Source organism: Streptomyces sp. NPDC050528, assembly GCF_044457795.1.
Classification (GTDB): domain Bacteria; phylum Actinomycetota; class Actinomycetes; order Streptomycetales; family Streptomycetaceae; genus Streptomyces.
On sequence record NZ_JBITHH010000012.1, the window covers coordinates 15,230 to 28,230 of the forward strand.

10 protein-coding genes are annotated in these 13,001 nt (G+C 68.6%); 8 read left to right on the top strand and 2 right to left on the bottom strand.

The genetic code is table 11. The features are described 5' to 3' along the window. Positions 1–44: 44 nt before the first annotated feature. Together ACIBK4_RS35460 and ACIBK4_RS35465 are read left to right on the top strand one after the other, a co-directional pair. Positions 45–3,248, top strand: a complete 3,204-nt coding sequence (locus ACIBK4_RS35460) for a Helicase associated domain protein (protein ID WP_399001520.1) — start codon at positions 45–47, stop codon at positions 3,246–3,248. A gap of 57 nt (positions 3,249–3,305) precedes the next feature. Further along, entirely contained in the window at positions 3,306–5,534 is a 2,229-nt protein-coding gene (locus ACIBK4_RS35465) for a hypothetical protein (protein ID WP_399001522.1), read from the top strand. A 117-nt stretch (positions 5,535–5,651) separates the two neighbouring features. On the opposite strand, the gene ACIBK4_RS35470 is transcribed toward ACIBK4_RS35465, so the two are convergent. Beyond that, on the bottom strand, positions 5,652–6,254 hold the full coding sequence (locus ACIBK4_RS35470; RefSeq protein ID WP_399001524.1) for a DEAD/DEAH box helicase family protein: 603 nt from the start codon (positions 6,252–6,254) through the stop codon (positions 5,652–5,654). Positions 6,255–6,487: 233 nt separating this feature from the next. Between ACIBK4_RS35470 and ACIBK4_RS35475 the strand changes: the two genes are divergently transcribed. Next, a complete protein-coding gene (locus tag ACIBK4_RS35475) occupies positions 6,488–7,531 on the top strand; it encodes a TniQ family protein (protein ID WP_399001527.1) in 1,044 nt (347 codons plus the stop codon). Between the two features lie 163 nt (positions 7,532–7,694). Here ACIBK4_RS35475 and ACIBK4_RS35480 read toward each other — a convergent pair whose 3' ends face one another. Next, the gene (locus ACIBK4_RS35480; protein WP_399001528.1) at positions 7,695–8,300 is read right to left on the bottom strand and encodes a transcriptional regulator; all 606 of its coding nucleotides are present in this window, start codon (positions 8,298–8,300) and stop codon (positions 7,695–7,697) included. A 361-nt stretch (positions 8,301–8,661) separates the two neighbouring features. On the opposite strand from ACIBK4_RS35480, the gene ACIBK4_RS35485 reads away from it, so the two are divergent. From ACIBK4_RS35485 to ACIBK4_RS35505, 5 genes are all read left to right on the top strand, one after another. Beyond that, positions 8,662–8,844 carry a hypothetical protein gene (locus ACIBK4_RS35485; RefSeq protein WP_365390966.1) on the top strand — a complete coding sequence of 61 codons (183 nt, stop codon included), beginning with the start codon at positions 8,662–8,664 and terminating at the stop codon, positions 8,842–8,844. Further along, positions 8,834–9,580, top strand: coding sequence for a hypothetical protein (locus ACIBK4_RS35490; protein WP_399001531.1), 747 nt, complete (start codon positions 8,834–8,836; stop codon positions 9,578–9,580). Before ACIBK4_RS35485 ends, ACIBK4_RS35490 begins: the two co-directional genes overlap by 11 nt. Positions 9,581–10,036: 456 nt before the next feature. Further along, complete coding sequence (locus tag ACIBK4_RS35495; protein ID WP_399001533.1) at positions 10,037–11,266, top strand: helicase associated domain-containing protein; 1,230 nt, start codon at positions 10,037–10,039, stop codon at positions 11,264–11,266. A gap of 156 nt (positions 11,267–11,422) precedes the next feature. Beyond that, positions 11,423–12,058: a hypothetical protein gene (locus tag ACIBK4_RS35500; RefSeq protein WP_399001535.1), complete on the top strand. Its 636-nt coding sequence runs from the start codon at positions 11,423–11,425 to the stop codon at positions 12,056–12,058. After that, positions 12,031–12,867 (top strand): CBS domain-containing protein, encoded by an 837-nt coding sequence (locus ACIBK4_RS35505; RefSeq protein ID WP_399001537.1) that lies wholly within the window; start codon positions 12,031–12,033, stop codon positions 12,865–12,867. Before ACIBK4_RS35500 ends, ACIBK4_RS35505 begins: the two co-directional genes overlap by 28 nt. Positions 12,868–13,001 lie beyond the last annotated feature (134 nt).

Genomic DNA, 13,001 nt, shown 5'->3' on the forward strand with positions numbered 1-13,001 from the left:
CGCAGCCGCAGCCGCAGCGTACGGCTGCGGCACGTCCAGGGCCGGTGCGACTCGCACCGCTGCAGGGCGAGACGAACCTGTCGTACCTGGACCGGCTGGCCGACCGCTACCGGCTCGGCGTCAGAGACCTCATCCCCGCCCTCCTCCAGGTCGGCGGAGGCCTGTTCAAGGGCTACCGCACGGATGGCGAGATGTACCTCAACGCCGAAGCCCGCGCCCGCGTCTCCGCGTTCAGCCGCGTGCCCGAGGAGATCCTTCAGCGGGCCCTGCCCGCCTGGAGCGCCCAAGAGCCCCTCTCGCCGGACGGGGCGGGTGCGGCCGGGCGGTTCCGCTTCGGGAGCGTGGTGCCGGCCGCGGGGGAAGGCTGCAGGCTGTGCACCGCCGCGCGCACCGGACGGACCAAGCCCGCCCGGCTGTACCTGAAACCGCACACCCGGATCTGCCCGCGCCACCGGCACTGGATGCTCGGCACCCACTGGATCGACGGCGCGCCGGCCGGCACCGAGCAGATCGATCTGGCGGGGCTGCCCGAGATGCTCTCGGCACACCGGCGGCACTGGGCGCTGCTGCGTCATCGGCCCGACGCGGTCGAGGCGTTCGCGGTCGCCCATGCCGTGGTCGTCTCCTGGTGGGCGCAGCAGTGGCCCGAGGAGGAGCAGTGGCCGCGCCGGGAACGTCAGACTGCGCCGCCTGGGGCTGATCAGGGCTGGTGGCGGCTGCTGGTGCGGGACGCGGTCATCTATCCGGAGACGGTCGCCCTCGCCTCGGTCCTCACCGGCGAACGTACCCGGCAGCGACTGCTCGACGACACCGGCGGGCATGTGCCGCACACCCTCGGGTACGCCCCACAACTGGTCACCGAGCTGGCACGGGTCACGAGGCGGCCGTGGCTTGCCGAGCGGATCGCCTCGACCTCCGCCGGTCCCCTGCTGGTCTGGGCGCAGCACTGTGTACGCTCCCCTGCGGACGAGGCCGCCGCGGGCCGGCTGTGGACGCTGCACATGACGCACCGGCCCCGGCCCGTTGCCCGGGAACTGCAGGCCTACCGCGACACCGCCCACAGGGCAGAGAAGGCAGAGGGCGCAACGCGGCTTCACCTGGGACTTCGGCACACATCGACCCAGGCATTCACGACCGGTCTGGCGCACGCCCGTGCCTACGCCGCCGTCCACGGCCACCTCGCCGCACCGATCCACAGCCGGTTCAACGGCTTTGCCCTGGGCCGGTGGCTGTCGAACCACCGGAAATTCCCCGCGATGCCACCCGAACACGTCGCGGAACTCGAGACGCTGGATCCGTGGTGGCGACCACCGTGGACAGTGATGTGGCAGCGCTTCTACTACCAGGCCCGCGACCACACCCGCGCCCGCGGAGCCCTGCGGCCCGAACACGGCTTCCCCACCACCGGCTTCAACCTGGGCGAATGGCTCTACAACCAATGCACCGGCTACGACACCCTGCATCCCGGCCAGCAGCGCCTCCTGGCCGACATCGGCCTCACCCGCGAGAGCGCCCGGGCGGCCCGGCCCCGCCGCAAGCACATGGCCACCCACTTCCAGCACGTCCTCGCCTGCGCCCGCACCTACGCCGACACCCACGGCACGCTGGTCAACGCGACCACCGACACCGTCCAGGACGGAATCAAGCTGGGGCAGTGGCTCTCCAACCAGCGCAGCAAGGACCGCGCCCACCAACTGCGGCACGGCACCCCCTCCCCCCGCGCGCTGGCCCTGTCAGCGATCGACCCCTGGTGGAACCCGCCCTGGACACTGGAATGGCAACGCTCCTGGCACCAGGCACGCACCCACGTCGACGGCGGTCACGTCCTGGATACCGCGGCCGGGTTCCCCGGTACCGGCAGCGCGCTCGCCACGTGGCTGACCACCCAGTGCGCCCAGTACGACACACTCCTGCCCGACCAACACGGCCTGCTCGCCCGCATCGGAATCACCGCGGCCCAGGCCCGAAGTGCCACCGCCCGGCCCGCCGAAAGCGAGGCCGACTTCGCCACCGCCCTGGGCTACGCACGCTCCTACCACGCCGTCCACGGCACCCTCGCCGCCGCAGTCGACACCGTCCACGACGGCTTCCAGCTCGGGCGGTGGCTGCGCCGGCAACGCCAGCACGCCCGCGACCACGCCCACCGCGGCACACCTCCATCCGCCCCGACGAAGGCCCTGTCGGCGGTCGATCCCTGGTGGTGCCCGCCCTGGAGCCTGGCGTGGCAGCACGCCTGGCAGCAGATCCACGACCACATCAAGGCCGGCCACCAGCTCGACGCCGACCACCACTTCCGCAGCTTCGCCCCAACCCAGCGCGCCTGGCTACGCCTGCAGCGCACCCACTACGACGACCTCCACCCCGACCAGCAGCGCCTCCTCGCCGACATCGGCCTCACCCGTGAGACCGCCCGCACCCGGCCCCTCAACCCCTACGCCGAAACCGCGCTCAAGCACGCCCGCGCCTACGCCGACACCCACCACACCCTGGCCGTGACCTACTCCACCGTCCACGACGGCTTCCCCCTCGGCCGCTGGCTCAACGACCAACGCCAACAAGCCCGACGCGACACCACCCCCAACGCCCGCCACCAGGCCCTCACCACGATCGACCCATGGTGGAACCCGCCCTGGGACCTGGCCTGGCAACGCGCCTGCACCCGCGCCCGCACCACACAAAACCGCCCCCACGGTGTCCCGGCCGACGTACGAACCTGGATCAGAGCACAACACACCGCCTGGACACTGCTACGCCCCCAACAGCAACAACTCCTCACCGACCTGGCCATCACCCCCGAAGCCACCGCCCGCCGCCGGACCAGCCGCGTCTACCCCACAAGCCCCGGACTCGCCCACGCCCGCGCCTACGCCAACCTCCACGGACACCTCTCCCCCAGCGCAGACAGCCAGCACGACGGCTTCCCCCTGGGCCGCTGGCTGGTGCAAAAACGCCGCGCAGCCCGACACGGCCGCCTCTCCCCCACCACCAGCCACGTCCTTGACGCCCTCGACCCCTGGTGGAACCCACCCTGGCCCAGCATCTGGCAACGCACCTACCAACAAACCAAGTTGCACCAGATCAACGGCCAGCTCCACCCTCCGACCCTCCAGAAGTGGGCCGCCAGACAACGCACCCGCTGGAACACCCTCCACCCCACCCAGCAGCAGTTCCTCACCACCATCGGCATCCACCCCGACTCCGCTGGCGACAGGCATCTGCCCGCTCCTGGCAGTTGGCGGACCACATAGCGATGGTCACCGGACCGGGGATAACCTCTTCTCCGGCTTTCGTCAGGAGCGCTACGCATGAGCGGTGCAGTCCCGGCAGGTGACACGTCCGAAGACGAGGACGTAGAGAAGGTCCTCGCCGCGTGCGAGGACAGACTGCCTCCCCTCACCCAGTGGTCGGCCTTCGCTGGCTACCCCAACAGCCTCGCGCTCTCAGTGATCGACGCCATCTGGTCGGTCGGCACCCGCTACGCCATCACCACAGGCGTGATCAACCGCTACATCGCGCAGCGCAGACTGTCGGGCGGCGACGCCGCCGGTGACGACCTGACGGAACTGCTCGCCTTCTACGACTACTTGGGCGGCACCGACGCCTTCATCGACCGCATCGGCACCAGAAACCGCGTCTCCACCCAGCCAGGCGCCATTCTGAAGGGCGCAGCAGTCCAACAGGCCGCCGCAGCTCTGTTGAGCCTTGGTATCGACACCGCCGCGCACTTCCGGGCCGCCGCGACAACCGACCTTGGGGATCAGGCACGGGCTGCGTGGACTGCTGTGCCGGGCCAGGGCTCGGGCGTCTCCTGGCGCTATCTGCGCATGTTGCTGGGACTACCGGACGTCAAGCCGGACCGCATGGTGATCCGGTTCATCGCCTCCGCCTTGGGCATCTCCGAGCGCGCGCTCGAGCGCGAACGTGTCGTCCAGCTCGTCTACGCCGCGGCCGAGCGCCTCGATGTAGAACCGCCGGCCCTGGACCACGCCATTTGGACCTGGCAGACGACAGGCCACCGCGCGCATGACAGCGTCAGCCAAGCGGAGCACCTCAAGGCTCTTGCACACGCGTTCATCGGCGCAGCGTTCCCGATCCTGACCCAACAACGCGTTATCCCAGCCTCCGCCTTCCAGCCTTTCGTCCACGTCGGCCGCGACTACGCAGGACCGGACGTCATGCACCAACCCGAGTTCCAGGAGCTGCAGTCGGCCGTGGAGCAGGCGTATCCCGGGCGGTTCGCGGAGCCGTTGAAAAGACGGCACGCCGAGTTCGCAAACCAATACGTCTTCAGGTTCCTCGAGGCTGCCATCGCGCGGTGTGCGCTCAGCGACGGCGTGTTCGAAGCCGACAGCCCCGCCGTGGCCAGGTCCGCCGACGAACTGATCGAGGTCCTCAACAGCGACGAGTACACCCTGCACTGCTGCCGCGCCGTCACACACATCACCACCGCGGGGGATGGACCCGTTCAGATCGGCGGAGTCACCGTCTACCGGGAGACCGACAGTCGCGATCTCGTCCAGCGAGCGCAGCAGCTGATCCCGGCCATTCCGACCGCATTCGACGGAGATCTTCCCTTCATTTACGCGCCGCCCCACGCGCTCCTCGTCTCCACTGCTGCTGTTCCGCAGGGCGATGACCCATACGATGCCGGACGTCGGGCATCCTCGACGATCAGCCGTTTCCTGATGCTCGCTCGGCTGCTACACGCGGGGTCGCATCAATCCGGATGGGAGATCACCGGCGCCTCAACCTTCGTGGCCGAAATCCGCCCGCAACCGCGAGCGTTCAACCCCGTGCAGCTGGGCTCCCTCCTTGAGCGCGTCGTCCGACTCTCCCCCGACGACGCGCCGGCCTTCGCCGCGCTCAGCGACTTCATCGACGCGGTGGTCATCAAGCGCGACGGCATGGCGGCAACGTCCTTTGACACGGCCCTGTACCGGTACAACCGCGCCCACGAAGAAGGCGACAACTTCGAACGCATCGTCGACCTCGCCACCGCCCTTGAGGCTGTCCTGACCGGCGACGACAAAGGCGAAGGTCTCTCACTCCGGCTCAAGAACCGGGCCGCTGCACTGCTGGCCACAACAACGGACACCGGAACCTCAATCTTCAGCGACATCACCAAGCTCTACGAGCTCCGCTCCCGCCTGGTCCACGGCGGCAGCATCCAGCAAAAAGATCTAGTCAAGATCATCACATCAGTCTCCGCCGTCCCCGACGGTGCCATGTTCGGCGTCGCCCTCGCCTTCGCAGTCGACCGCATGCGCGACCTCGTGCGCCGCTCATTCCTCGCCCGGCTCTGCCTGGGCTCTGGCACCGAACCCCTGTGGCCTTTCGGCAAGAGCACACCAGTAGACGCAGCACTGGCAGACGATGCCACACGCGGACAATGGCGACACCACTGGAGAGACCAGCTCGCAAACCTCGGCGCTGCGTCAGCCGCCGAGCCAGCCCGCCCCGGAATCGACCCGATCACCCGCCGCAGTAACGCCCAAACACACCCGCAGCACTCCACAGAACCGCGCCCCAAATAGCGACCCACTGGAACAGCACCACGCTCAGTCAACCTGCACAACCACACACACGCAGGTCAAGAAGACATCGCCCTTGCTCAGACCAGCGCTACAAAGCACCACCCCCGCAGAGGCCACTCAGAAGAACTGCGAAGTCCCAGCCCACAAACCCCAAAGCAACGCAGAAAAACCGAGCGGCGACAACAGGCGCAGTTTCGCGGGCAGCGCGTCGTCGCTGTGGATGGCGCCCCATCCCCTCCCGACGCGCATGCAGGTGCGGTGGGCCTCGTCGATGACCATCATGTCCCAGGCCGGGACGCGGTAGTCGTGGTGGATGCGCCGGATGACGGGCAGCGAGGCGTAGGTGACGAAGACGGTGACCGGGCCGTGCGCCTCGCTGAGAAGTGCGGCGATGTGTTCGGGGTCGTTCGTCATGAGTGCCTGTGCTGGATCCAGTCCGCTGCGGCGCTGGGTGAGCGAGGACACCCCCACGGCCAGCCCGGTACGGCCGGCCTGCCGCCAGCGCTGGATGGTCTGGGTCAGCAGCGCCAGGGTGGGTACGGCCACCAGCGCGATGCCCTCGGGTGCGAGGCGGTGGACGGTAGCGGCTGCGGTGAGGGTCTTGCCCGTGCCGCAAGCCGATACCACGGTGACCCGGCGCTCTCCCGCGACGACAGCGTTCGTGACTGCTTCGACCGCCTCACGCTGGTGGGGGCGCAGGGTGGGAGATGCGAGAGACACACGGGTCCTTAGGATCGGGTGGTGCAGGACGATCATGCTGTGGCTCCTGCACTGTATGCAGGAGCCCACCGGAGTCAGCCAGCCGGTCCGGTTGATGCCGAATGCAGGAGTACCTGCCACGTCCGTGCAGAGGGGGATGCGTGAGGCGAACAGACGCAAGCGGGGCCACGGTGACCGGCAGCCGGACACGGCGCGCCGTGAAACGGCCCCGCATCTGGAGAGCTCCAACGCCCTTGGCGCGGCAGGCGAGGCTCATCTCCGGGGAGTCGACGGGCTCCTTCGTCGGCCGTCTGGCAGCACTGAACAACATGCCGCCCGATGCCCTCATGCACAAGATCGGGGACGGGACGAAGGCCATGCCGGCCAAGACCACCGAGGTCTATCTCAATGCCCCGGCTCTTGAGCGGCTGGCGGGGCTGACCGGGCGCAGCGTGTCCGTGTTGCAACGGACGTTGCCGCACCTGAAGGAGCATCATCTGCTGGACGGGGGCCCGGAGCCGGCATGGGAGTGGCCCCAGTGGCGGACCAAGGGCCCGGTGTTCTTGGTGCGGGCCTGCGACCTGTGCGCGGTGGCCAAACGCAGGCCGTCCGATGTGTATCTGGTGTCGGTGACCCGGTGGCGGGTGTGTGCGCGGCACGGGCGGTGGCTCGACAATCTGCGGGAGGCCGGGGTGACCTGGCTGCCGCTCGAAAACCTGCCCGACGTTGTCGATGCCCACCGCCGGCGTCTCCTGCTGGAGCGGCGTCTGGGCGGCGGCGGGCGGGCTCTGTTCGCGGACGCCCTGCACATCGCCGCGTGCTGGTGGAACATCCCGTCCCTGTGCCCGCCGGTGTGGGGCGCCCGTGGCCGGCTGCTCGGCACGGGAATCGGCAGCGATCTGCGCATAGCACCGCTGGCGGTGTATCCCGAGGCCGTCCGCCTCGCAGAGATGCTGGCAGCACGAGAGCGTCGCCGCATGCGCGGCACCTGGGGTGTGGAGCTGGACCAAGCGTGGCTGGACGCCGTGGACAAGGTGCTGGAGGAGTGGCAGATGCCTGCCACGCTTGCTCTCATGCCGGTGAGTATCTGGATGCAGCGCCACGGTGCACCGCCGCTCGCTGCCGGAGCGGGCCATCCCGCGCAAGGCAAGTGGCGCCGCCTCCCCGCCCCCCTCCCCCATGACGACGCCCCGGCCGATACGCATCTGGAAGAACTGACCTGTCTGCCCTGGCGGTTCGGCGATGAACCTTTCGAGCCGGACCTCACCATGGCCTGGTCGGTGGCCGGCCAGGCCTGAATTCCTCCGCAAGGGCGCTCATGGGTAGCGGATCAGCGCGCACAAAGCCGGGGGTACCGGGCCGTGGCCTGGCATGAGAGGCGATCTGGCGGTTCGCAAACAGGCTGGTCGAGGTTGCACCCGATCCGTGTGCGGCGGCGTGAAGGCTGGGCCCGGGCGGGATTCAGACGCCGAATCCAAGGTGGGAGACGTAGGTGTAGGCGTGGTGATCCGACCCCAGGTCATCCACGATCCGCGTCCACAGCTCATCCAGCGTGCCGTGGTCGTTGCTGCTCCAAGCGTCCACGACGGCCTGCCACTCGTGGCGGACATTGATGTTCCGCACGCGCAACTCGCGCTGCCGGCTGGACTGGACATTCCTCTGGTCGACGGGGTGGATCTCGATGCGGCTGCCACGGCCGTCGTCCCACAGACGCTGCTTGTAGTGGTCGGCGAGACTGGCGCGGCGACAGCGCCAGAACGCCCGGTCGATCAGGCGAAGGTTGTCGGGGCGGGGCCGTTGTACGCCGTTGGTCCAGCGGTTGATGGTCCGGCCGGTGACGCTGATTCCCGCGTTTCTCAGCCAGTGGTTGCCGCGGCTGCCCCAGGTGAGGTAGCGCAGCCGGACTGTCAGGCCACGGCGGGTGGTCACCGGCGGGATGCGTCGGCCGGCTGCGGAGTCGAGGGTGTGGGCCAGGGCCTCGCCGCCGGTCATGCCGCGGGCCCCGTACAGGCCGAGTTCCCCCCAGCGTTCTTCCGGGGTGATCGGTATGTCGGCCGGGGTCGGCACGCTCGTCATCCTTCCGGGCAGCAGGTTCCCAGCGACCGCTCGTGGCGCCGGGGTGACCGCTGAGCGCGGAACTGCAGAGATCACGGCCGCAACGATACTGCGCCGCCTCCTACCCCTCTCCTCGATGGCGCACCACTTGGCGCCCTGCCTGTCAGCTCTGTCCTGCCAGCATTTTTCTCGTCGAGATGGCGAGGAAGGTGCTGATGATTTCTGCCCGGTGCTGGTGCAGCGGGACCGTAGTCCTCGTGTTGTGGTCGTCTGGTGCTGCGTTGGCCTGCGCGGTGGGCGCACTGGGCCGATGTCAGTGGCTCGTGCTTCACTGCGGTCAGGACATGGGGATAGCGCATGAAGGGATATCGCAATGCCGACTGTGGTGGACAAGACGCCCGAGGAGATCGCCCAGTGGCGGGCCCAGCTCTTGGCCCGCACTCGGCTGTCCGCGGAGGAGCTCGCCGAGCGGGCTGAGACGTACCAGCTCAGCTCTGAGGAACAGGACATCTGGCAGACGCTCCAAGGGTTGGACTACCTTCTCGATGGTGTCTGACGAAGCGGGCCTCATAGCCCTGCACAAAGTTGCGGAAGACTTCGCCGAGGAGCTGACGGCCACCCTCAGCGGAGTCCTTCCGCGTGCGCCGCGGTTCCACGCCTTCCGCACAGGTCGCAAGCTGTGGGTGACGACGGTCGCTGGCGAAGCGTCCGAGCTGACCCAGAGCCGGATCGAGCTGTACATCAACGGCGAGCCCGAACTGACCCTGGCGATGAATTACTACTGCTGCTGGGACCAGGCCGCCGAGTTCTTGGCGGTGGACAAGTCGACGCTCGCCCTGCACTACCGGCAGGACCCCGAGCCTCTCCTTCGCTACGAGTACGTCCGCGGCTGGACATGGCCACCGGGCGCACACATGCATGTGCATGCACACCACAATCAGATCTCCTGGCTGCAGCGGCTGTCGGACTCGGGCAGACCCGGCAGAATGCTGCAAAGGAAGCGGCGCCCGGGGCTGGCAGAGCTGCACTTCCCCGTCGGCGGTCATCGGATGCGGCCAAGCCTTGAGGACGTCCTGCTGATGATCGTCCACGAGTTCGACGTAGACACGGTCGCAGGCTGGGAAGGCGTTCTGACCGACGGGATCCGCCGATGGCGCGACAAGCAGCTGCGTTCGGCTGTCCGCGACGCTCCGGACCAGGCGGTTGAGGTGCTGCGCGCCATGGGCTATCAGATTGCAGCGCCCGACTCTCCCGCCGCCCCTGCTGCCCCGGCCAAGCTCTACCTGCCCTGATCAATCGGGCGGGAGCGCGGACGTACTGCGCAACCGGGCAGATGCAGACGCACGGTAGCCCGCCGTTGCCCAGACGTGTCCTGGAATTCCTTCGATAGGCAGGGACAGACAGGGACACATCTCTACGTCTCTGTGCGCCAGGCCGAACCGAGGCCACTGTGGGTGGCAGCGGCTGATGTAGCGCTCCAGCTAGCGGACGGGCACGCATTCAAGGGGGGCCAGCGCCTCGGCCGAGGCGCTGGCTGTGCTGGGATGGGACCAGCAATCATCGCGCCTGCGGGGGCCCAGCGCGCCGCAAGCGCGCAGTCGAGAGCATCACCGTCCCGCCGCGGAGTCGGTTGCAGTAGCCGCACGGCACCGTAGGAGCTGGCGCAGGCTGCCGGGGCGCACACCCTGCAGGGCGAAGAGTCGAGCAAGAAAGCAGGCTGGGGTCAGGTGACCAAAGTTGCGCGCGCGGTGAAATCTTACGAGTCCGACGACGGCGCGGCCTGCTCCCCTTCCTCCATGCACAGGGTGCTCACCGGAGCCGAGGAGCAGCGTGCGCAGCAGTCCGCGGGCATGCTCGAGTTCATGCGGGAACGCCCGGCATGGGCAGTGGCGGACTGGCTGCGCATCCGCATGGTGAACGATCCGGCGGCTGGGGAGATGCTGCGGGTCGTGGAAGCTGCGACCGTGTTCCAGGAGCGGCACGGCCATCTGAGGGTGCCTGGGGACTGGGAGGAGGGCGGTATCCGGCTTGCCGAGGAGCTGGACAGGTTGCGGCGCAATGCCCGCGCGGACACGCGGGACTTGGACCGGCTCAGCCAGCATCTGGGCGGCGACCATGAGGCAGCGCGGGCGAAGTGGCTCAGGGACGGGCCCCGGGTGCATCCGGACCTCATGCACTACCTGGCAGAGATGGGGTTCGTGTGGAATCCGCGTTCCGGTGGACGCGCCCTGCTGTTGGCAGCTGCGCGGGCCTACGCCGACACACACGGGCACCTGCTGCCCCGCAGGGGCGAGCGGGTCACCGTCGGCGGGGACGCGATCCCGATCGGTGTGATGTTGGCCGAACGGCGTCGCCTGGACGTCCAGGACGCTGAAATGGACGCCATCGGTGTGTGGCGGGTACCGGCGGGCGTGCCGTGGACCGCGGCCTGGCACCGTCAGCTTGTACGGCTGCGCCTGTTCAAGGCCGAAGGCGGCACACGGGCCGATCTCCTTGGCGGCCCTCGCATCTACCGAGGCGGCGACCTCGGCAAGTGGCTCCAGCAACAGCACGTGCGCTGGAAGGAACTTCGCGAGGCTCAGCGCACCACACTCGCCGACCTGCAGATGGAACCGGTCCCGGACGACACACACGCTCCAGGGTCTGGGCCGCAGGTGCGGCGCAGCCGCATCGAGCGCTGCGTGGAGCTTGTTACGGCCGCTCGGCAGCACCTTGTCGACGTCGGCCCGCTGGCCGACGACGACGGACGGATCATCGTCGCCGACTCCTACCGGCCCGTCATAGCCGGCCGCGAGGTCCAGCTCCGAAAGCGCCTGTATCCCGTACGGGACGGTTTCAGTACCTACCCTCCTGAGATGCAGGCCCTGTTCGTCGGGCTCGGGCTGCTCTGGGCTCAGCCGGCGGCTGCCGGGACCGAATCCGCAGGGCCGGGCACGCGGGGCTACTGCACTCTGCCATCTCAGGGACCGGCCTGCTGAAGTCGCCAACGACGTCCTCCCCCCTCCGCGCGACACCACGCCCCAGTCCGGCGGTCCCCTGCCGCGCCCCTGCGGGCAGTGGGACCGAAGGGTCTTTTACGATCGCGGTGGGCGTCAGTCAATGGCGCGCTGTGTGCTGTCAGGGAGGAACAAGCCGTGAGTGATTCGACATCCGGGACAAGTGGTGCGACCACGGCGGCACATCCGTACTTGCTGGACGGACGCCGGGTAACGATCGGTGATCTGCTGCAGGCGGGCCTGCTGACCGATCATACGAAGTTGACCTTCCACCGCACCCGGAAGAAAGAGACGCACCTGGCCGAAGCGACCACCGACGAGGGTGGAGGCATCCGGCTGCTGGCAAGCGGAAAGGTCTTCAGGTCCCCGTCCAGGGCCGCGCGTATCGCCGTCGGCTACGGCAGCTTCGACGGCTGGTCCGCCTGGCAGGTCGAGGACGGGCAGTACCTGGATGACCTGCGCCAGCAGTTGTTGGACCAGGTGGCCACCCAGAACCAGCCGACAGCGGAATCGGCAGGGGGAGAGAGGTCTGCGGGGGAACAGAACGCACCGCGTCTTACCGTGGCCGAGCGGCATGAGCGCCTCAAAGAGGCCCGCCGTGCGGTGAAGGCAGGCCAGCCCATGTCGCTCTCGGTACGCGAGCTGCTCGGCTGGTGGGGGCAAGCAGCCGCGGCAATCTGGTGCGGGAGCAGATCGACACGGACCTGGCGAACCACGGCCTGGCCACCTCGCCGAACTTCGAGCAGGTGGGGCTCGATGCCACGGTCCTGCTGATACGAGTACCCGCGGAATCAGATACCGCGGAGCAGGACACCGAGACCGGCGATGCCGCAGCGGTAACGGTGGACGGTGAGACCACGGCGAGGGAGCCCGGGCCCACCGTCGGCACGATTGTCTCGGCCATGGGCGGTGTCACGAGCATCACGAAGGACAATGACCTCGACCGGGCCGTCACCCTGATGCTGCTCAACGACTTTTCCCAACTTCCCGTCATGTCCAGCAAACGGCAGGTCGCCGGCGCGGTCACCTGGAAGTCCATCGCCCAGGCCCGGCACCGTGACAGCGACTGTCCCCTGGCCGAGGCCCTCGTCGAAGCCCGTGAAGTGCGCTACGACCACGACCTCATCGATGTGCTGCCGCTACTCGCGCAGTACGACTTCGTTCTGGTGCGCGGACCGCACAACGACCTCGGCGGCATCGTCACCGTCTCTGATGTCGCGCTCGCCTACGGTTCCCTGGCCAGCCCCTTTCTTCTGGTGGGAGAGCTGGATCAGCGCCTGCGGGCCCTTGTCACCGACCAGTTCGACCTCGCCGAAGTTGCAGCTGCGGTCGGCCGGAACGGAAGCCGAGCTCCGGCCTCCTACAGCGCCCTGACCTTCGGCGACTACGTGAACGTCCTGCGCAACCAGGAATTCTGGGACCGGCTGGGGTGGTCCTTGGACAAGGCCGCGTTCACCCAGCGCCTGGACGAGATCCGCAAAATCCGCAACGATCTCATGCACTTCAACCCCGATCCCCTCCCCGACAAAGCCGAGCGGCAAATCCGCGCCGTCATCGACATCCTGCGCACCTACTCCAACTAGGCGTAGCGGCCGGGACTGTAGACGATCGTGTCCCTTGTCGTGGGGGGGGGGGGGGGGGGGGGGGGGGGGGGCCCCGCCGGCCCGCCCCCCCCCCCCCGGGGCCGGGGCGCGCGGGCGGGGCCCCCCCCCCCCCA